Genomic DNA, 20519 nt, shown 5'->3' on the forward strand with positions numbered 1-20519 from the left:
AGGAGGCCCCTGTGCAAGCCCGTGTGTCCGTTGCGGCCGGGCGGCGGCTGCGGCAGCAGTTGGAGCAGAGTCCCGTGTTGCGCGAGGTGCTTGACCATCCGGCGGCGTTGGCGGCCCGGCGGGCCACGGCGCGGACGTGCCGTCAGCTGGTGCCGCGGACCGCGGACCGGCTGATCTCCGATCTCAAGGGGACGGAGCCGTTGCTGGCGTCGGTACGGGCGGAGCGTGCGGCGCGGCGGCCGGGGCGGCGGGCGGTGCGGATCGCCGCCGGGGTGGTGACCGCGGCGGTCGTCGGCGGGCTGCTGGCCGGGCCGCTGCCCTCGTCGGCGTACGCGGCCGGGCCCGGGCCGGACGTGGTGAGCACCGCGCCGCAGACGCCGCTGGGCAGCGTGACCGACCCGCAGGTGTTCCCGCACCCGCAGGAGCAGACGGTGGCGGGCAAGGCCGTCACCGTGCCGGCCGCCGTGGCGCTGGTGACCGCGCCCAAGGTGGACGGTGGCGCGGTGGACGCCGTGCGCGAGGTGCTGACCGTCGCGGGGGCCAGCGCGGTGACCCCGCAGCCGGACGGCGGCACCCCCGCCGCCGGCTCGCTGGTGGTGTACATCGGCGGCCCCGCCGAGGGCGCCGACGGCGAGACCGACCGGACGCTGCGCCAGCTGGCCGCCGCGGCCGGCGGCAAGGACGGCTCGGCACCCTCGACCGCGGGCATGCCGCCCGGCGGCTACGTGCTGTCCGTCGGCCAGTTGCCCGCCCAGGGCGGCGGGACGTACGGCGCGGTGGTGCTCGCGGGCGCCGACGCGACCGGCACCTTCTACGCCGCGCAGAGCCTGCGCCAACTGCTCGCCGCCGTACCCGCCGGTCAGGGCCAGGGGCCGGGCGCGGCCGGGCTCGGCCTGCCCGGGGTCACCCTGCGGGACTGGCCGAGCGGCGCGGCGGCGCGCGGCACCGCGGAGGCGTTCTACGGCACCCCGTGGACCGCCCAGCAGCGGCTCGACCAGGTCGACTTCCTGGGCCGCTCCAAGCAGAACTTCTACCTCTACGCCCCCGGTGACGACCCGTTCCGGCTCAACCGCTGGCGCGACGCCTACCCCGCCAACCAGCAGTCCGAGCTGCGCGAACTCGGCGACCGGGCCCGGCAGAACCACGTCACCCTCGGCTACGCGATCGATCCGGGGCAGTCCCTCTGCTTCAGTTCCGGCAAGGACGTCGACGCGCTGGTCGCCAAGCTGGACGGGCTGCGCAAGCTCGGCTTCACCGCGTTCCAGCTGCAGTTCCTGGACGTCAGCTACGACGAGTGGCACTGCGACGACGACCGGGACGAGTACGGCCGCGGCCCGGCCGCCGCCGCCAAGGCGCAGGCCTCGCTGGTCAAGAAGGTGCAGGACCGGCTGATCGCCAAGAACCCCGGGCTGGCGCCGCTGTCGATCGTCCCCACCGAGTACCACAAGCAGGGCTCCACGCCGTACCGCAAGGCGCTGGCCGACGCGCTGCCCGCCGGTGTGCAGGTGGCCTGGAGCGGCGGCGCGGTGATCCCGGAGAAGATCACCGGCGCCCAGACCTCGGACACCGGCAGCCTGTACGGGCACCCGCTGGTCACCATGGACAACTACCCGGTCAACGACGCCAGCCCGGACCGGCTCTTCCTCGGCGCCTACACCGGCCGCGACCCGGAGGTGGCGACCCGCTCCGCGGTGCTGCTGACCGGCGCCATGCAGCAGCCGGTGGCCTCCCGGATAGCCCTCGCCACCGCCGGGGACTTCGCCTGGAACCCCGCCGGCTACAAGCCCGGCGACTCCTGGCAGGCCGCGGTGCGCTCGCTCGCCGGACCGACCGGCGCCGCCGCCACCCCGGCCGGATCGGTGCTGTCCGCCGTCACCGCGCTGGCCGGCAACAGCACCTCCTCGCCGCTGGCCAAGCAGGAGTCCGGCTACCTCCAGCCGCTGCTCGACCAGTTCTGGGCCAACGCCGAACCCACCTCCGGCGCCGCCCCCGACCTCGCCAAGTTGATAGCGGCCGCGGGCCCGCTGCGGGACGCCTTCGCCGCGATGGCGGGCGCCCAGCAGACCCTCGCCGGCACCCAGGCCACCGCCCAGCTCGCCGCCGAGGCCGGGCCCTGGCTCGGCCCGCTGCGCGACTACGGGCTGGCCGGGCAGGCCGCGCTGGACATGCTGCTGGCCCAGCACGGCGGCGACGGCACGGCCGCCTGGAAGGCCCGGGTCCAGCTCAACCAGCTGCGCTCCCAGCTCGCCCAGGCCCCGGCCACCATCGGCGCGGGCGTGCTCGCGCCCTTCCTGGACCGGGCCGTGCGCGCCGCCGACAACTGGTCCGGCGTGGTCAGCGGCGGGGTCACCCCGACCAGCAGCATGGGCACCGCGCACGACCACCTGCCCGCGCTGATGACCGACGGCCAGGCCGACACCTTCTACTGGAGCTCCGCTCCCCCGCAGCCCGGCGACTCGGTCGGCGTGGACCTCGGCGCGGGCCGGCCGATCAGCGGCGTCACCGTGCTGATGGGCGGCTGGGGCAACGGCCCGGACGCCCAGAACGCCGCCGACGACTACATCCGCGACGGCGTCCTGGAGTACAGCACCGGCGCGGGCGGCTGGCAGCAGCTCGCCGTGGTGAAAAACCAGAAGACGGTCAGCGCCCAGCTGCCGCCCGGCACCGTGGTGCGGGCGGTGCGGCTGCGGGCCACCGCCGCCCAGAAGACCGCCGTCGCGGTGCGCGAGTTCACCGTCACCGCCCCGGACGAGTCCCCGGCCAGCGTCTCCGGCGGCCCCGCCGCGGCGCCCGGCTCCTCGGCCGCGGCCGTCCTGGACGGCAACCCGGACACCGCGTACCGCGCCGCCAAGGCGCCCACCGCGCAGGACGAGCCGCTCACCGTCGAACTCGGCGCCGCCCGTCCGCTGGACCGGCTCACCGTGCTCACCGACCCGAACGTGCACGCCACCGCCACCGTCGCGGTGCGCCGCTCCGACGGCGGCTGGGTCGACATCGGCACCGTGCAGCCCGGCTACAACGAGCTGCCGGCCGGCGGGCAGCCCGCCGACGCGTTCCGGCTGACCTGGAAGCCCGGCGGCGACCCGCCGGTGGTCAACCAGGTGATCCCCTGGTACGCCGACGCCCCGGCGGCCCGGCTCAGCCTCACCGACCCGGCCCTGGACGTGGTCACCGGTGCCGCCGCCCCCGCCAAGACCCAGGCCACCGTCGAGGCCGGGCGTCCCGAGGGCACCACCGGCGAGCTGCGGATCGACGTGCCGACCACCGCCAAGGGCCTCACCGTCACCCCGGCCGGCCCGGTCACCGTGCCGCGCGGCGGGCGGGTCGGCGTGCCGCTGCTGGTCACGGCCGCGGCGGGCACGCCGTCCGGGACGTACCAGGTGCCGGTGTCCTACCTGGCGGGCGGCACCACCGTGAAACAGGTGCTGCAGGTGCACGTCGTCCCGCCGACCGGCGGTCCGGACCTCGCGCGCGGCGCCCAGGCGTCCTCCTCGGGCGACGAGACGCCGGACTTCCCGGCCGCCGCGATCGCCGACGGCGACCCGAAGACCCGCTGGTCCTCACCGGCCAAGGACGACGCCTGGGTGCAGCTGGCCCTGCCGCAGGCCGGTCACCTGGGCGCGGCGGTGCTGCACTGGCAGTCCGCGTACGCCTCCTCGTACAAGATCCAGGTCTCGGCGGACGGCAGCACCTGGACGGACGCCGCGACGGTCGACAACGGCAAGGGCGGGGACGAGACGGTGCGCTTCGACGCCCCGAACGTCCGGTACGTGCGGATGCAGGGCGTGGCGCGGGCCACCAAGTTCGGCTACTCGCTGTACGGCATCGAGCTGTACGCCGTCACCGCCCCGGCCGCTCCGCCGCAGCAGCCGGCCAACCCGCCGGCCCAGCCGGGGACGCCGGGGACACCGGCCGCCCCGCCGGCCACCAAGCCGTAGGCGCGGCGGGGGCCGGAACCAGCGGCGGGGCCGGAAACGGCGGCGGGCCGCCGGGCTCCCCTTCGTGGGGGGCGCGGCGGCCCATGAGGCGCGTACCGACGGTGTGACGGGCGGGCCCTTGTGGTGCTGTGGTCAGGCGGAGAGCGGTTCGGGCTGCTCGCCGCGGCGGACGGGGCCGGAGTGGGCGGCGTGGGCGGTGTGCGCCCGGCCGATCGGGACGGAGTGGCTCGACTCCGTATGGTCGTGGTGCTCGTACTCGCCCCACTGCGGGGCGCGCAGTTGGTCGCCGCCGCCGTAGGGCTCCAGGTAGGGCCGCCAGCGCGGGTCCTTGATCCCGGTGCCGATGATCCGCCAGGCGAGGCCGCTGGGCGGCGCCGGTGGGCGTTTCATCCGCCAGCCGAGTTCGGTCAGGTGGCGGTCGGCCTTGGTGTGGTTGCAGCGGCGGCAGGCCGCCACCACGTTGTCCCACCGGTGCTGGCCGCCCCGGCTGCGCGGGATGACGTGGTCGACGCTGGTGGCGGCGGCCCCGCAGTAGACGCAGCGGCCGTGGTCACGGGCGAACAGCGCCCGGCGGGTGAGCGGGACGGGCCCGCAGAACGGGACCCGGACGAAGCGGGTCAGTCGGACGACGGACGGCGCCGGAAGGGCGCTGGTGGCGCTGTGCAGAGTGACTCCCGTGTCCTCCAGGCTGACCGCCTTGTGGTTGAGGACCAGGATGAGTGCGCGGCGCATCGATACGACGCCGAGTGGCTCGTAGGACGCGTTGAGGACCAGGACATGCGGCACGGATGCCTCCTTGGACGCCTGCGACGCGTGGCTCGCGCCGGGACGAGCGGTTGGATCGCGCAACGAGTGCGTGATCTCCCCCAGTGTCGCCTTACGCCTTCGTACGGCGCCACCACTCCTGTGTAACGGACCTGACGTGAACTCCGGGTGTGGTGTCTGTCATACCCGGTATGCCCGGGCGGAGGTCCGGTTGCACCCGGGCGCGGCCGGGACGGGGGCGGGGCGGGAGCGGGGCGGGGACGGCGGACCGGCCGGGGGTGCGGATCGGCCGGTCGGAGCAGCGCCGGGGGCTGTTCGGCGGACGGGCTGGGGCCGTCCGGGGGCGGTGTGGCCGGTGGTGCCGGGGTGGCTCGGGGGTTCTCCTCCGGGGGAGCGCACCGGGGCGTTGACGGGGCGTCCGGGCGGGGACGCACGCCGGTCGGCCGGTCCGGGCCGGTATTCGGTGCCGGATAGGCTAGCGCGCACGGTCCGCGGGCCGCCTGTGCGGCACGGACCGGTCACGCCCCCAGCAAGGAAGGCCCCGCACGTGTTCCGCTCCGGCGCCACCGGTCCGACCGACGCGTCCCCGACGCTATCCACCCCGACGCCGGCCCCGTCGCCCACCGCACCGGACCTGCCACAGCTGCGCATCCCGACCAGTGCGCAGGAGGTCACCGACACCACCAAGCAGGCCGCCAGCTGGTTCGACACCCACTGGCAGAGCTGGCTGGCCGGCGGCCTGCGGATCGTCCTGATCATCCTGCTGGCGCTGGTCCTGCGGGCCGTGGTGAACAAACTGGTCACCCAGCTGATAGCGCGGATGACGCGCAGCCACGACCACCGGGAGGAGAGCCGGCTCGGCGGGCTGCTGGCCAACCACGGGGTGGTGAACCCCGAGCGGCGCCAGCAGCGCTCGGAGGCGATCGGCTCGGTGCTGCGCAGCATGGCGTCCTTCACCATCCTGGGCACCGCCGCGCTGATGGTGCTCTCCGCGCTCGGGATGAACCTGGCGCCGCTGCTGGCGAGCGCCGGAGTGGCCGGTGTGGCGATCGGTTTCGGCGCCCGCAACCTGGTCACGGACTTCCTCTCCGGGGTCTTCATGATCATGGAGGACCAGTACGGCGTCGGCGACGAGATCGACACCGGGGTGGCCACCGGCACCGTGCTGGAGGTCGGCCTGCGGGTGACCAAGCTGCGCGGGGGCAACGGCGAGATCTGGTACATCCGCAACGGCGAGGTGAAGCGGATCGCCAACATGAGCCAGGGCTGGGCGACCGCCTCGGTCGACGTCCAGGTCGGGTACAAGGAGGACCTCCAGCGGGTCGAGGACCTGATCCAGGAGACCGCCGAGGGGATGTCCAAGGAGGCGCCGTACGACGAGCTGGTCTGGGCACCGGTGTCGATCCTGGGCGTGGAGTCGGTGGCGGCGGACTCGGTGATGGTCCGGATCGAGGCCCGGACGGCCCCGGGCAAGGCCCCGGTGGTCTCCCGGGCGCTGCGCCGGCGGCTGAAGACGGCCTTCGACCTGGCCGGCATCAAGGTCAAGGAGGAGGCGGCGGCGGTGGCCACCGGGGTGGCGATCACGACCGTGGAGCCCTCGCCGCCGTCCGCCCTGGCCGACCCGACCTCGCCGCGCTACCGGGCGGCGGAGCCGATCCCGCTGCCGAAGCCGCCGACGGACGACCTGGCGAAGCCGTAACGGTCCAGCGCCCGGCTCGGCCCTCGCGGGGCCGAGCCGGGCCGGGTGGCGCCGTCGGCGGCGGTCAGCCCAGGGGCTTGTCCAGGACCGCCTTGGTGTGGCTGAACGTGTCGATCGAGTACTTCCCGTGGTAGCGGCCCATGCCGCTCTCGCCGACTCCGCCGAAGGGCAGCTCGGGCACGGCCAGGTGGGAGACGGTCAGGCCGAAGACGAGGCCGCCGGAGGAGGTTTCCCGGGCCAGGCGCTGCTTGGTCCGCTCGGAGTCGGTGAAGGCGTACAGGGCGAGCGGCTTGTCCCGCTCGTTGATGAAGGCGATCGCCGCGTCGAGGTCGGGCACGGTGACGATCGGCAGGATCGGGCCGAAGATCTCCGCCTGCATCACGGGCGCCTCGGGGGAGACGTCGGCGAGGACCGTCGGGGCGAGGTAGCGGGCGGAGCGGTCGTGGCCGCCGCCGGTGACGGTCCGTCCGTCGCCCAGCAGCGCGGTGAGCCGGTCGTGGTGGCGCTCGTTGACGATCCGTCCGTACTCGGGGCTGCTCGCCGGGTCCTCGCCGTACAGCGCGCCCACCGCGGTGGCCAGTTCGGCTTCGAGCGCGGTGGCGGTGTCGCCGATGGCGAGGACGTAGTCGGGGGCGACACAGGTCTGCCCGGCGTTCTGGAACTTGCCGCGGGCGATCCGCTGCGCGGTGACCGCCAGGTCGGCGCCGGGCTCGACCACCGCGGGGCTCTTGCCGCCGAGCTCCAGGGTGACCGGGGTGAGGTGCTTGGCGGCAGCGGCCATGACGATCCGCCCGACCGTGCCGTTGCCGGTGTAGAAGATGTGGTCGAAGCGCTGCTCCAGCAGTGCGGTGGTCTCCGCCACGGCGCCCTCGACGACGGCCACGGTCTCCCGGTCGAGGTAGCGCGGCAGCAGCCGGGCCATCGCCGCGGAGGTCGCCGGGGTCAGCTCGCTGGGCTTGACCACGGCGGTGTTGCCGGCCGCCAGCGCGCCCACCAGCGGGGCGAGGGCGAGCTGCAGCGGGTAGTTCCACGGGGCGATGACCAGCACGACGCCCAGCGGGTCGCGGACCACGCGGGCCTCGGCGGGCAGGAACGCGGCCGGGACGGCGGCGGGCGCCGGGGCCAGCCACTCCTCCAGGTGTGCCACCGTGTGGTCGATCTCGTTGACGGTGAACCCGATCTCGCCCCGGTACGCCTCGGCCGCGCTCTTGCCCAGGTCGGCCCGGAGTGCGGCCAGGAACTCCTCGGACTGCTCGGTGAGCAGCGCGCGCAGGGCGCCCAGCTGGGCGAGGCGCCAGGCGAGCGGCCTCGTCCGGCCGGTGTCGAAGGTGCTCCGCAGCCGCGCCACCACGGTGGCCGGGTCGGTGGAGACGGCGTCGACCAGCGTACGGGCCAGGGCGGCGGAGGAGCTCGGGTTCTGGCCGGTGTAGAGGTTGCGGTCGATGACGGTGTGCGGCGTGAACGGCGCGGTCTCGGCGAAGTCGGCGCCCAGCTCGACCAGGCGGTCCTGGAGCAGCCACTCGGCCTTGGCGGCGAGCCCGACGGCGCTCTCCTCGGCGTTGGTGAAGCCGGTCATCCGGTAGCCGGCGAACGGCCAGCTGCCGTCCTCGCGACGGGCGGCGAGCAGCGCGGCGGGCGCGTGGCAGACGACGCCCAGCGGCTTGCCCGAGTCCAGGGTGCGGGTGAGGATCCGGCCGGAGACCTCGTCCACCGCGAGGTCCTCCATCGGGCCGTGCCCGCCCGGGTAGAAGACCAGGTCGTACGCGTCGGGGTCGACCTGGGACAGCTCGACCGGGCTCCGGAGCGCGTCGCCGATCGAGGCGAGGTACGCGGTGAGGCGGTCGGCCTGCTCCTGGCCGCCGTTGACCTCGGCGGCCAGGCTGCCCCGGTCGACGGTGGCGGGGGCGCCACCGGGGGTGGCGACGGTGATCCGGTAGCCCGCCTCGCTGAAGATCCGGTGGGGCTCGGCGAGTTCCTCGGCCCAGAAGCCGGTGGGGTGCTCGGTGCCGTCGGCCAGGGTCCAGTGGGTGGCGCCGGTGACGACGAAGAGGACGGAAGTCATGTGGTGCTCCGGGAGGGAAGACGGTCGGTCAGTCGGTCAGGAGTGGGAGGGCGCCGCTTCGGGGGCCTCGGTCGGCGCGGGGGTCTCGGCCGGCGCGGGGGCGGCGGCGAGCGGCCGGTGGTGCCTGCTGAGCCCGGCCCAGGCGACCGCCGCGGCCAGCAGCAGCGCCACGGCGGCCAGGACGAAGCTGACCGTGAACTGGCTCTCGGCGGGCAGCGCCGCGCCGATCGCCGGGTAATCGATCACCTTGGAGGCGAGCAGCGAGGTCACCACGGCGCTGGCGATCGAGCTGCCGACCGAACGGGAGATGGAGTTGATGCCGTTGGCGATGCCGGTCTGGTGCAGCGGCACGCTGGCCGCGATCAGCGCGGGCATCGCGGCGTAGCCGAAGGAGATCGCGATGCCGGTGAGCATGCCGGCCGTGATCACCGAGCCCTCGGCGCCGTGGCCGAAGGCGAGCCAGGCGAAGCCCCCGACGCCGATCAGCGCGCCCACCCCGAGGGTGGAGCGGGCGCCGATCCGGCGGACCAGCCGGCCGCCGACCGGGGCTGCCGCCAGCGCGATCAGGGCGCTGGGCAGCAGGTACTCGACGGAGGCCCGCAGCACCGAGGCGGTGAAGCCGTAGCCGGTGAGCCGTCCGGGCATCTGGACCAGGTACGAGATGCCGATGAACTGGGCGAAGGAGGCGAAGCCGACGAAGAGTCCGGCCAGGTTGGTGAAGAGCACCTGGCGGTGGACGAACATCCGCATGTCCACCAGCGGGTTGGCCACCCGCCGCTCGACCAGCACCCAGAGCGCGGCGACCACCACGGACCCGCCCAGCGAGCCCAGCGTGCGGGCGGAGGACCAGCCCCACTCGTGGCCCTGGGAGATGCCGAGCAGCAGCAGGACCAGGAAGACCGCCAGGGTGAGGGCGCCCAGGACGTCGATCCGGCCCCCGGCGGGCGAGCCGCCGTGCGGGACGACGAACGCGACGGCGGCCAGGGCGAGGACGGTCAGCGCGGTGGAGAACCAGAAGACCAGGTGGTAGTCGGGGTGGGCACCCTGGGTGAGCAGCCCGGTGGCCACCAGCGAGAGGCCGCTGCCGAACGCCAGCGTGCCGCTGACCAGCGCCATCGCTCCGTGCAGCTTCTCGTGCGGCACTTCGTCGCGGATCACCGAGAGGGCGAGCGGGAAGATCGCGGTGGCGGAGCCCTGGAGGACCCGGCCGACGATCAGGAGGGCCAGCGAGGTGGTGGTGGCGGCGATCACCGAGCCGACCACCATCACGCCGAGCACCGCGAGCAGCGTGCGCTTCTTGCCGTACTGGTCGCCGACCCGGCCCAGCAACGGGGTGAAGACGGCCGCCGAGAGCAGTGCGGCGGTCGTCACCCAGCTGACGCCGGCGGCGCCGGTGTGCAGGTCCTTCTGCAGCAGCGCGAGGATCGGGACGACCTGGGTCTGCGCCATCGCCACCACCATCGCGGCCAGGCCGAGCGCCATGATCAGGGGAGTGCTGCCGCGTTTCGGCGGGCCGACAGCAGGGGCGTGGCTCATCAGGGGGGTCCTTCCGGGGAGGGCCCGCCGCGCGGAGGTGCGGGACCGGGCCTGAGGCTTGAAGACCTAGATAGTTGATGTCATCAAGCAATAGGTCGAAGGTAGACCTGAATGATTGAGGATGTCAAGCAATCTCGCTTACACTCGAGCCATGCAGCAGCCCGCCGGCCCGTCCACATCCGCCCCCACGGGCGCCCCCACGCCCGTCCAGCTCATGGACCAGCTGGCGCGGGCCGCTGCGGCCTACTACCGGAACTTCGCCGCGATGGCGGCCGAGCGCGGCCTCACCCTGATGCAGGGCAAGACGCTCAGCCTGCTCCGCGAGCCGAGGCCCATGCGCACCCTCGCCGACCTGCTCGCCTGTGACGCCTCCAACGTCACCGGGATCGTCGACCGCCTGGAGGCCCGCGGGCTGGTCCGCCGCGAGGTCGACCCGGCCGACCGTCGGGTCAAGAACGTGCTGCTGACCGAGGAGGGCGAGGAGACCGTCCGCCGGATCCGCGCCGACATGATGTCGGGCCTCACCGGGCTGGAACAGCTGGACGACGAGGACCGCCACGCCCTCCAGGCCCTGCTGGCCCGGGTCTTCTCCGAGCCGACCGGCTGAGCGGCCGGGCCCGTTCGGTGAATCCGCCACGGCAGTGCAGGCGGGTTGACCAGCGGCCCTTCCGCCTTGTGCGCAGGAAGTCGACCAGGCCGACTTCCTGCGCAGGGGCCTGACGTTTTTCTCTTCCTGTTTCTCTTCCTGAGGTTCCGTCGGGGGCCGGGCGAGTGTGAGCCCGGCCCCCTTGCCTTGGGGCGGGGGCCTTCGGGGGCCGGATAACGCTTCGGCATCCTCCGGGGGACCGGCCATTGACACTCCGCTGACGGGGACCGTACGGTCCTGTGACAAGCGACTGGAAAGTTTCCTAACAGTTCCGGTCCATCAGTCGGGAGGGGAGGATTCCGGGCATGACCAAGAGCACCGCCAAGGCTCCCCTCGCCGGCACCCCCAGTCTGTTGCGCGCGATCAACGACCGCGCCGCGCTCGAACTGCTGTTGGAGAACGGGCCGCTGTCCCGCACTCAGATCGGCAGCCTGACCGGGCTGTCCAAGCCCACCTCGTCGCAGTTGCTGTCCCGGCTGGAGACGGCCGGGCTGGTGGTGCCGGTGGGCACCACGGAGGGTGGGCCGGGGCCCAACGCGCAGCTGTACCAGGTGAATCCGGCCGCCGGGTACGTGGCCGGACTGGACGTCACCAACAGCGGGATCCGGGTCGCGGTCGCCGACATCACCGGCGGCACGCTGGCCGAGCACAGCGTGTCCACCAGAGGTGTCCCGGCCGCCGAGACCGTGCCCAGGGTGGCGGCCGCCGTCGCGGAGGCGGTGCGGGCGGCCGGGTTGCCCGAGCGGTGCCTGCGGACCGTCGCGATCGGGGTCGGCGGCGCTCCGGATCCGGTGACCGGGAAGCTGCGCTACGCCTCCCACCTGCCCGGCTGGCACTCGCCCCGGCTGGTCGAGGAGCTGACCGCGGCGATCGGCGCCCCGGTGTCGATCGAGAACGACGTGAACCTTGCCGCGGTCGCCGAGCAGGCCTCCGGTGCGGCGGCCGGCTTCGAGGACTTCGTCCTGCTCTGGGCCGGCGCGGGCGTCGGCGCGGCCGTCGTGATCGCCGGACGGCTGCACCGGGGCTTCACCGGCGGCGCCGGCGAGGTCGGCTACATGCCGGTACCCGGCTCACCGGTCCAGTGGGACGCCCGTCGCCGCAAGTTCGGCGGCTTCCAGGACCAGGTCGGCGCACCCGCCGTCCGGACCCTGGCCCGCGAGCACGGACTCGGCGCGCCCACCGCGGAGGAGTCGATCGCCAAGGCCCTGGAGACCCCGGGCGCCGGCGAGGCCTTCCTCACCGAGCTGGCCGGACGGCTCGCCGTCGGGCTGTCCGTGATCGTCGCCGTGGTCGACCCCCGGCTGGTGGTCCTCTCCGGCGCGGTGCCGAGCACGGGCGGCGAACGACTGCGCGCGCTCGTCGAGGACGAACTGGCCCGGATCTGCCTCGCCCGTCCGGAGATCCGCAGCAGTGCCCTGCCCGGCTCGCCCGTCCTGATCGGCGCCCTGCAACGCGCCCTCACGGACGCCCGTGAGGCGGTCTTCTCCACCCACTGATCCATCCGCTGATCCGCCACTGATCCGCCCGCCGCTCCACCCGCTGACGCTCCCCCTGTCACCTGCACCCACCTCTCCCCCAACCCCTACGCGGGCCCCGAGGCAATGACGCCTGCCCGCGCACCCCCAGGAGGACCTCGAAGTGCACCCCATCACCTCCCGCAGAGGCCGCCGCACCGTCGCCGCCGTCGCCGGCAGCGCCGTCCTGGCCCTGCTCGCCTCCGCCTGCACCGGTTCCAGCGAGTCGGGCGGCAGCGACGACTCCGCCAGTGGCAAGGACGTCACCATCACCTTCTGGCACGGCTGGAGCCAGGACAACGAGGTGAAGGCGATCAACGACACCATCGCCGCCTTCGAGAAGGCCCACCCCAACATCCACGTCAAGCCGGTCGGCAACGTCGCGGACGACAAGGTCAACCAGGCCCTGCGGGCCGGCGGCGACGACGCCCCGGACGTGGTCTCCTCCTTCACCACCAACAACGTCGGCATGTTCTGCTCGACCAAGGCGTTCATCGACCTCAAGCCCCAGCTGCAGAAGAGCGGCATCGACGCGGCCAAGACCTTCCCGGCCGCGATGCTCAACTACACCCAGTTCCAGGGCAACCAGTGCTCCCTGCCGCTGCTCGGCGACGCGTACGGGCTGTACTACAACAAGAAGGCCTTCGCCGCGGCCGGCATCACGGCCCCGCCGAAGACCTTCAGCGAGTTCGCCGCGGACGCCAAGGCGCTGACCGTCGCCGACGGCGACTCGTACAAACAGCTCGGCTTCATGCCGCTGTACCACGGCTACGAGTCCACCACCGAGCACTTCCTCGGCCAGTACGGCGCCACCTACTTCGGCGCCGACGGCAAGTCGAACCTCGCCGCCGACCCGAAGGTCGCCGCGATGCTCGACTGGCAGAAGGGCATGGTCGACCAGCTCGGCGGCTACGCCAAGCTGGACAAGTACCGCGCCACCTTCGGCGAGGAGTTCAGCGCCAAGAACCCCTTCCACACCGGCCAGGTCGCGATGGCCATCGACGGCGAGTGGCGCACCGCCTCGCTCGCCGAGAACAAGCCCGACTTCGACTGGGCCACCGCGCCCTTCCCGGTGCCGGACGACCAGGCCGCCAGCTACGGCCGCGGCTACCAGACCGGCACCATCGTCGGCATCGCGAGCACCAGCAAGAAGCAGGCCGCGGCCTGGGAGTTCGTCAAGTTCCTGACCACCGACACCGACGCGGTGGTCGACTTCGCCAACGCGATCCACAACGTGCCCAGCACCTTCGACGCGCTCAACTCGCCGAAGCTGGTCAGCGACCCCAACTTCAAGACCTTCCTGGACGTCGCCAAGAACCCGAACTCCGGCACCACCCCGGCCAGCGTCAACGGCGGCGGGTACATCGTCTCGCTGCAGAACCTCGGCTACGACTACGAGTCCGGCAAGCAGACCGACCTGAAGGCCGGACTGGCCGCCACCGCCAAGCAGATCGACACCGACATCGCCCAGGCGAAGTAGCGGCGACGGCCCTCGGAGCTCCCCATGTCACTCGCGTTCGGCACCCGCAAGGGCGCCGGGACGGCCGACCCGGCGGCGCCCTCCACGCAGCACCTGCTGCGCCGGAAGCGCCGCCGGGAGGCGGCCCGCACCCTCGCCTTCCTCTCCCCCTGGCTGATCGGCTTCAGCGTCTTCTTCGTCTACCCGCTGATCTCCACCGCCTACTTCTCCTTCACCCAGTACAACGGCTTCGGCGCGCCGACCTTCAACGGCCTGAAGAACTGGGACTACGTCCTCAACCAGCTGCCGACCTTCTGGCAGGGCCTGCGCAACACCCTGTGGCTGGTGCTGATCATGGTGACCCTGCGGGTCGCCTTCGGCCTCGGCGTCGGGCTGCTCATCACCAAGGTCAAGACCGGGGCCGGCTTCTTCCGCACGGTCTTCTACCTGCCGTACCTGGCCCCGCCGGTGGCCGCCACCGTGGCCTTCGCCTTCCTGCTCAACCCCGGCACCGGGCCGCTCAACCACCTGCTCGGCGAGCTGGGGCTGCCGCAGCCCGGCTGGTTCGCCGACCCGAGCTGGTCCAAGCCCGCGCTCACCCTGCTCGCCATGTGGGGCATCGGCGACCTGATGGTCATCTTCATGGCCTCGCTGCTGGACGTCCCCAAGGAGCAGTACGAGGCGGCCGAGCTGGACGGCGCCGGCCCGTTCCAGCGGTTCCGGTACGTCACGCTGCCGAACATCTCCCCGATCATCATGTTCGCGGTGGTCACCGGGGTCATCCAGACCATGCAGTACTACACCCAGGCGATCGTGGCCGGGAAGGTCGCCAGCGGCATCGCCGGCAACTCCGGCCAGCAGTTCGAGCCCGGCTACCCGCAGGGCTCCACCTGGACCCTGCCGCAGATGGTCTACAACCTCGGCTTCCAGCGCTTCAACTACGGCGCGGCCTGCGTCGTCGCCCTGGTGCTGTTCGCCATCTCGATGGCCGTCACCTCGATCCTGCTCCGCCGCAAGTCCGGCTTCATGGCCAGCGACGACTAGCGGACCGATGAGGACTCTGTCATGACTCTCAGCTCCACCCTGACCAAGCCGCCGGCCCGTACCGCCGCCGGCACCGCCGCCGCCCGGTCCGCCCGGCGCCGCGCACTGCTCAACTGGGTGGCCGTGCACTCGCTGGCCATCGCCGCCGCGCTGTTCTTCCTGCTGCCCTTCGTCTTCGTCTTCCTCACCTCGGTGATGAACGACCAGCAGGCACTCACCACCGACTACTGGCCCACCTCCTGGAACTGGGGCAACTACGCCCAGGTCTGGGACACCCCCGGCTTCCTCACCTGGTGGCGCAACACCCTGGTGTACGCGGGCGCCGGCACCCTGCTGACCGTCGTCTCCAGCCTGCCGGTCGCCTACGCCCTCGCCAAGTTCCGCTTCCGCGGCCGCAACCTGGCCCTGATGGCGGTCATCGCGATGATGATGCTGCCGCCGCAGGTCACCGTCATCCCGATGTACCTGTTCTGGGCCAAGCAGATGGGCCTCGGCGGCTCGCTCTGGCCGCTGATCATCCCGATGGCCTTCGGCGACGCGTTCTCGATCTTCCTGCTGCGCCAGTTCCTGATGACCATCCCCAAGGAGTACCTCGAGGCCGCCCGGATCGACGGCTGCGGCGACCTGCGCACCCTGCTGCGGGTCGTGCTGCCGATGGCCAAGCCGGCCATCGCCGCCGTCGCCCTGTTCCAGTTCTTCTACTGCTGGAACGACTACTTCGGCCCGCAGATCTACGCCAGCAACAACCACGAGGCCTGGACGCTCAGTTACGGCCTGGAGTCGTTCAAGGCCGCCCACCACACCAACTGGAACCTCACCATGGCCGCCACCCTGCTGGTGATGGCGCCGGTGATCATCCTCTTCTTCTTCGCGCAGAAGGCCTTCATCGAAGGCGTGACACTGACAGGGGTCAAGGGCTGATGTCCTCCGTTACCAGTCTCAAGTTGGCCATCGTCGGCGGAGGTTCGACGTACACCCCGGAACTGATCGACGGCTTCGCCCGGCTGCGCGACAGCCTGCCGATCGGCGAGCTGGTGCTGATCGACCCGGCCGCCGAGCGGCTGGAGCTGGTCGGCGGCCTCGCCCGGCGGATCTTCGCCAAGCAGGGGCACCCGGCGGTGGTCACCGTCACCACCGACCTGGTGGCCGGCGTCGCCGACGCCGACGCCGTGCTGCTCCAGCTGCGGGTCGGCGGCCAGGCCGCGCGCAACCAGGACGAGACCTGGCCGCTGGAGTGCGGCTGCGTCGGCCAGGAGACCACCGGCGCGGGCGGGCTCGCCAAGGCGCTGCGCACCGTCCCGGTGGTGCTGGACATCGCCGAGCAGGTCCGGCGGACCAACCCGGACGCCTGGATCGTCGACTTCACCAACCCGGTCGGCATCGTCACCCGCGCCCTGCAGGACGCCGGGCACAAGGCCGTCGGACTGTGCAACGTCGCCATCGGCTTCCAGCGCAAGTTCGCCGCCCACCTGGGGGTGGCCCCGGAGCTGGTCCGGCTGGACCACGTCGGGCTCAACCACCTCACCTGGGAACGCGGGGTGACCCTGCTCGACTCCCCCGGCGCGGCCGGCGGGCGGGAGGTGCTGCCGGAGCTGCTCGCCTCGCACGGCAAGGAGATCGCCGACGACCTCCACCTGCCGCAGGCCCTCGTGCAGCGGCTCGGCGTGGTGCCCTCCTACTACCTGCGGTACTTCTACCAGCACGACGCGGTCGTCGAGGAGCTCAAGGCGCAGGGCTCGCGGGCCGCGCAGGTCGCCGAGATCGAGCGGCAGCTGCTGGAGCTGTACGCCGACCCCACGCTGGACACCAAGCCCGAGCTGCTCGGCCGGCGCGGCGGGGCCTTCTACTCGGAGGCCGCCGTCCAGCTGATCGCCTCCCTGCTCGGGACCGGCGGCGGGACGTCCGTCCAGGTGGTGAACACCCGCAACGACGGGGTGCTGCCGTTCCTGCCGGACGACGCCGTCATCGAGGTGCCGGCCGAGGTCGACGCCCGGGGCGTACGGCCGCTGCCGCAGCGGCCGGTCGAGCCGCTGTACGCCGGGCTCATCGCCGCCGTCACCTCGTACGAGCACCTCGCCCTCGACGCCGCCCTGCGCGGCGGACGCGACCGGGTCTTCGACGCCCTGCTCGCCCACCCCCTGGTCGGCCAGATCGAACTCGCCGACCGGCTCACGGACCGACTGCTCGCCCACAACCGCGAGCACCTCGCCTGGGCCTAGGCCCTGGGGCCCGTCTCCGAAGCCCCGCAGGCGCGGGTTCGAAGACGGGCCCCGGCGCCCTCGCCGGGCCCTCTGAGAGGGCCCGGCCCCCGGCCGGGGCTTGCGGCCGGGCCACGTACGAGCCGCGGGGACCTGAATGACCCACCAGCCCGAACCGCTCCTGTCCGGCGTCCTCGCCATCGACGCGGGCAACTCCAAGACCGACGTCGCCCTGATCGGCGCCGACGGCACCGTCCGCGGCACCGCCCGCGGCGGCGGCTTCGCCCCCCAGAAGATCGGCGGCGCCGCCGCCGTGGCCGGCCTCGCCCCGCTGGTCGAGCAAGCCGCCGCGGCGGCCGGCCTCCCCGCTGCCGGGGGCGTGCTCACCAGCCACGTCAGCGCCTGCCTGGCCAACGCCGACCTGCAGGTCGAGGAGGAGGCGCTGCGCGCCGCCCTCGAATCGCACCCCTGGGGCCTCAGCAACACCGTCGTCAACGACACCTTCGGCCTGCTGCGGGCCGGCACCGACGGCCCGCGCGGGGTCGCGGTGGTCTGCGGCGCCGGGATCAACTGCGTCGGTCTGCTGCCGGACGGGCGCACCGCCCGCTTCCCCGCCCTCGGCGAACTCACCGGCGACTGGGGCGGCGGCTCCGGGCTCGCCGTCACCAGCATGTGGCACGCGGTGCGCGCGGAGGACGGGCGGGGCGGGCCGACCGGCCTGGCCCGCGCCATCGCCGAACACTTCGGCCTGCCCAGCGCCGGCGCCGTCGCCGAGGCCGTCCACCTCGGGCACCTGCCGGGCACCCGGCTGCACGAGATCGTCCGGGTGCTGTTCGCGGTCGCGGGCGAGGGGGACACCGTCGCCCTGGAGCTGATCGACCGCCAGGCCGACGAGATCGTCCGGCTGGCCGCCGTCGCCCTCGGCCGGCTGGATCTGCTGGGCTCGCCGACCCCGGTGGTGCTCGGCGGCGGGGTGCTCGCCTCCCGGCAGCCGCTGCTGCTCGACAACGTGACGGCGCGACTGGCGGAGGCCGCGCCGCTGGCCGAGCCGCGGGTGGTCGTCGCGCCGCCGGTGCTGGGCGCGGCGCTGCTCGGGCTCGACCACCTGGGCGTGGGCGCGGACGCGCAGGCCCGGGTGCGCGAGGCGTACGAGGCGCAGCGGCCGGTAGCCGTCTGACGGCCCGTCCACCGCAGGTCTCCCGCTCCCCCGTGACCTCCCGCCCCCGCCGGGTCCGCACATCCGGCGGGGGCGGGAACCGTGCGGCGGGAACCGTGCGGCGCGCACCGCTCGTGTACCCGGGTGCCGACCACCACCGCCGCCCGGGGAGACTTGCGCCATGGCCGTGTCCCGCATCCTCCTCGCCGCCGCCGTGCTGACCGGCACCGCCCTCGTCGGCCTCACCGGCTGCACGCCCGCCGACTCCCGGCCGACGGTCGCCGCCGCCTCCTCGGCCGCGGCCCTCGCCGACGACGGCCTGGACGACCCGCTGCTCGACGACGACGAGGACTTCGCCGACGGCGGGACGTACCCCACCGCGGGCACCGTTGCCGCGCCCTCCGACGCCGACCCCTCGGCCACCGATTCCTCAGGCACCGGCCCCGCCGCCGCTGACCCCTCCGCCGACCCGGAGTGCACCGCCCCGGCGCCGGACCCCGGCCACCAGGTGCTGATCGTGGTCGCCGCCGGCCCCGCCGAACTCACCGCCCAGCCCGCCCGCTTCGCCTGCACCCCGCCGCGCTACGAGGCCACCGGCTCCCCCGTCCACTACGGCTTCGCCGCCGCCGGCGTCACCGCCACCCTGGTCGACCGCCCGCACCGGGACGCCGCCAAGCCCGTCCAGCTCGACGACCTGGTCACCCACCTCAACGACTGCCTCGCCGAGCTGGACCCCGCCGACCCGTACGCCTGCGACGGCAACGCCTACGACGTGGTGCTGGACTCCCACGGGCGGATCATGCGGATCGCCGAGATCGAGACCCCGACGGCGTGAACCGGTCACCGGCCGCGGAACGGGCCGTACGGTAGCGGGCCATACGGTGTAGAACCTCCCCTCAACTGTTGAGATTCGCCTGCGCTACGCGCATCAACGAGTGCCCAGCTGGGGGCTTTTGGCGTTCTATACGTTTTTCGGGGCCGCTCTTGGTGTTGGTCTTACTCTTGCCCTCGTTGACCCGGTTTCAGCTGCTCTGGTTTGCTTCGGACCCCGACGGCGAACCGGTCCCCCATCCCCGCTTCGCTGACTGTTCATGACGAACGGTCGGTGGCACCCGGCTTGCCGTCGTCGCTCCTCCGATTTGTCCCCCCATGGTGTCGCCGCGCCCTACCGGTGCGCGGTCGGCAGGCAGAGAGGAACCCTCACGATGGGCATGTCCCCCACCTCCCGTCGGACGCGAGTCCGGGCCCTCACCGGGCTCAGCGCGCTGGCGCTGGCCGCCGCCGGATTCGCCGCCGCCCCGGCCGCCCAGGCCGACCAGCCGGGCAGCGAGTTCGCCGGGAACAGCCACCCCTACCGGCACGGTGCCGTCCCCACCAGGGAGAGCGCCGAGCACGCCAATACGAACGCCGCCACCGCCCGCACGACGAACCTGAAGTTCGGCGGCGGGGTCGACGGCATAGGCGTCACCACCGGCGCACCGAAGGTGTACGTGATCTTCTGGGGCTCCCAGTGGGGCACCGCGGGCACCGACGCCAACGGCTACACCACCCTGTCCGGCGACCCGTCCGGCGAGGCCGTCCGGGCGCAGCAGCTGTACAAGGGCCTCGGCACCAACAACGAGACCTGGTCCGGCGTCATGACCCAGTACTGCGAGGGCGTCGCCAAGGGTTCCACCAGCTGCGGCTCCACCGCCGCGCACGTCGGCTACCCGACCGGTGGCGCGCTGGCCGGCGTCTGGGTGGACACCTCCGCCGCCGCCCCGGGCCAGGCCACCGGCAACCAGATCGCCAACGAGGCCATCAAGGCCGCCGGGCACTTCGGCAACACCACCGCCGCCGCCAACCGCAACGCCCAGTACGTGGTGCTCTCGCCGACCGGCACCCACCCGGACGGCTTCAACACCTCCACCGGCAACTTCTGCGCCTGGCACGACTGGAACGGCGACACCACGCTGACCGGCGGCGCGGCCACCTCGCCCTACGGCGACGTGGCGTTCAGCAACGACCCGTACGTGACCGACATGGGCACCTCCTGCGGCCAGAACTACGTCAACAGCGGCAACGCGGGCCTGCTGGACGGCGTGACCATGGTGTTCGGCCACGAGTACGCGGAGACCGTCACCGACCAGAACCCGGCCGGCGGCTGGACCGACTCCTCCGGCGCCGAGAACGCCGACAAGTGCTCCTGGAAGGGCGTGGGCGGCACCGGCGGCTCGCAGAACGTGGCCTTCGCGACCGGCTCGTTCGCGATGCAGGGCACCTGGTCGAACGCGGTCAGCGCGTGCCAGATCTCGCACGCGATCGTCCCCTGAGCACCACTGCGTGAGCGCGGGGTCCAGAGCGTCACCGCGTGAGCGCGGGACGCCGGGCACCTGCGTGAGCACCGGCTCCCGGGCGGCGTGGGGCGGTTCGGGAACCGAATGATCCGGCGGATCCGAGGGGACAGAGGGGTCTCGTGCCCTGACGGTCCGGTGCGGGTGGAGGCGCCGGGGCGGGTCGTGC

General features: G+C 73.2%; 13 protein-coding genes and 1 pseudogene. 11 read left to right on the plus strand and 3 right to left on the minus strand.

From position 1 onward, the window contains the following. The first annotated feature begins 149 nt into the window (after positions 1-149). Positions 150-3938 carry a beta-N-acetylglucosaminidase domain-containing protein gene (locus ACFWIS_RS21060; RefSeq protein WP_380460772.1) on the plus strand — a complete coding sequence of 1263 codons (3789 nt, stop codon included), beginning with the start codon at positions 150-152 and terminating at the stop codon, positions 3936-3938. A 282-nt stretch (positions 3939-4220) separates the two neighbouring features. On the opposite strand, the pseudogene ACFWIS_RS21065 reads toward ACFWIS_RS21060, so the two are convergent. Next, a pseudogene (locus ACFWIS_RS21065) lies at positions 4221-4724 on the minus strand (HNH endonuclease); the annotation flags it as partial. 526 nt (positions 4725-5250) lie between these two features. On the opposite strand from ACFWIS_RS21065, the gene ACFWIS_RS21070 reads away from it, so the two are divergent. Further along, a complete protein-coding gene (locus ACFWIS_RS21070) occupies positions 5251-6402 on the plus strand; it encodes a mechanosensitive ion channel family protein (RefSeq protein ID WP_380460774.1) in 1152 nt (383 codons plus the stop codon). 64 nt (positions 6403-6466) lie between these two features. On the opposite strand, the gene ACFWIS_RS21075 is transcribed toward ACFWIS_RS21070, so the two are convergent. Both ACFWIS_RS21075 and ACFWIS_RS21080 read right to left on the minus strand, forming a co-directional pair. Beyond that, positions 6467-8464, minus strand: coding sequence for an aldehyde dehydrogenase family protein (locus ACFWIS_RS21075; RefSeq protein ID WP_380460776.1), 1998 nt, complete (start codon positions 8462-8464; stop codon positions 6467-6469). Positions 8465-8500: 36 nt separating this feature from the next. Continuing rightward, positions 8501-10000 (minus strand): MFS transporter, encoded by a 1500-nt coding sequence (locus ACFWIS_RS21080; protein ID WP_380460778.1) that lies wholly within the window; start codon positions 9998-10000, stop codon positions 8501-8503. Positions 10001-10151: 151 nt separating this feature from the next. On the opposite strand from ACFWIS_RS21080, the gene ACFWIS_RS21085 reads away from it, so the two are divergent. The 9 genes from ACFWIS_RS21085 (at position 10152) to ACFWIS_RS21125 (ending at position 20329) form a co-directional block, all read left to right on the plus strand. Next, complete coding sequence (locus ACFWIS_RS21085; protein ID WP_380460780.1) at positions 10152-10607, plus strand: MarR family winged helix-turn-helix transcriptional regulator; 456 nt, start codon at positions 10152-10154, stop codon at positions 10605-10607. A 344-nt stretch (positions 10608-10951) separates the two neighbouring features. Beyond that, positions 10952-12142, plus strand: a complete 1191-nt coding sequence (locus tag ACFWIS_RS21090; protein ID WP_380460782.1) for an ROK family protein — start codon at positions 10952-10954, stop codon at positions 12140-12142. 151 nt (positions 12143-12293) lie between these two features. Beyond that, complete coding sequence (locus ACFWIS_RS21095) at positions 12294-13640, plus strand: ABC transporter substrate-binding protein (RefSeq protein ID WP_380460798.1); 1347 nt, start codon at positions 12294-12296, stop codon at positions 13638-13640. Between the two features lie 24 nt (positions 13641-13664). Then, entirely contained in the window at positions 13665-14663 is a 999-nt protein-coding gene (locus ACFWIS_RS21100) for a carbohydrate ABC transporter permease (protein ID WP_380460784.1), read from the plus strand. 21 nt (positions 14664-14684) lie between these two features. Beyond that, positions 14685-15584 carry a carbohydrate ABC transporter permease gene (locus ACFWIS_RS21105; protein ID WP_380460786.1) on the plus strand — a complete coding sequence of 300 codons (900 nt, stop codon included), beginning with the start codon at positions 14685-14687 and terminating at the stop codon, positions 15582-15584. Next, positions 15584-16882, plus strand: coding sequence for a 6-phospho-beta-glucosidase (locus ACFWIS_RS21110; RefSeq protein WP_380460788.1), 1299 nt, complete (start codon positions 15584-15586; stop codon positions 16880-16882). Before ACFWIS_RS21105 ends, ACFWIS_RS21110 begins: the two co-directional genes overlap by 1 nt. A gap of 136 nt (positions 16883-17018) precedes the next feature. Beyond that, positions 17019-18038, plus strand: a complete 1020-nt coding sequence (locus tag ACFWIS_RS21115; RefSeq protein WP_380460790.1) for an N-acetylglucosamine kinase — start codon at positions 17019-17021, stop codon at positions 18036-18038. 160 nt (positions 18039-18198) lie between these two features. Then, on the plus strand, positions 18199-18852 hold the full coding sequence (locus ACFWIS_RS21120) for a hypothetical protein (protein ID WP_380460792.1): 654 nt from the start codon (positions 18199-18201) through the stop codon (positions 18850-18852). Positions 18853-19222: 370 nt separating this feature from the next. Further along, entirely contained in the window at positions 19223-20329 is a 1107-nt protein-coding gene (locus ACFWIS_RS21125; RefSeq protein WP_380460794.1) for a hypothetical protein, read from the plus strand. The last annotated feature ends 190 nt before the right edge of the window (positions 20330-20519 follow it).

The organism is Kitasatospora sp. NPDC127060, assembly GCF_042724935.1.
Classification (GTDB): domain Bacteria; phylum Actinomycetota; class Actinomycetes; order Streptomycetales; family Streptomycetaceae; genus Kitasatospora.

Bases quoted from the DNA above. Each gene is read 5' to 3' on its own strand.
- ACFWIS_RS21075 (WP_380460776.1), bottom strand. From the start codon at position 8,464: ATGACTTCCGTCCTCTTCGTCGTCACCGGCGCCACCCACTGGACCCTG.
- ACFWIS_RS21080 (WP_380460778.1), bottom strand. From the start codon at position 10,000: ATGAGCCACGCCCCTGCTGTCGGCCCGCCGAAACGCGGCAGCACTCCC.
- ACFWIS_RS21085 (WP_380460780.1), top strand. From the start codon at position 10,152: ATGCAGCAGCCCGCCGGCCCGTCCACATCCGCCCCCACGGGCGCCCCC.
- ACFWIS_RS21090 (WP_380460782.1), top strand. From the start codon at position 10,952: ATGACCAAGAGCACCGCCAAGGCTCCCCTCGCCGGCACCCCCAGTCTG.
- ACFWIS_RS21100 (WP_380460784.1), top strand. From the start codon at position 13,665: ATGTCACTCGCGTTCGGCACCCGCAAGGGCGCCGGGACGGCCGACCCG.
- ACFWIS_RS21105 (WP_380460786.1), top strand. From the start codon at position 14,685: ATGACTCTCAGCTCCACCCTGACCAAGCCGCCGGCCCGTACCGCCGCC.
- ACFWIS_RS21110 (WP_380460788.1), top strand. From the start codon at position 15,584: ATGTCCTCCGTTACCAGTCTCAAGTTGGCCATCGTCGGCGGAGGTTCG.
- ACFWIS_RS21115 (WP_380460790.1), top strand. From the start codon at position 17,019: ATGACCCACCAGCCCGAACCGCTCCTGTCCGGCGTCCTCGCCATCGAC.
- ACFWIS_RS21120 (WP_380460792.1), top strand. From the start codon at position 18,199: ATGGCCGTGTCCCGCATCCTCCTCGCCGCCGCCGTGCTGACCGGCACC.
- ACFWIS_RS21125 (WP_380460794.1), top strand. From the start codon at position 19,223: ATGGGCATGTCCCCCACCTCCCGTCGGACGCGAGTCCGGGCCCTCACC.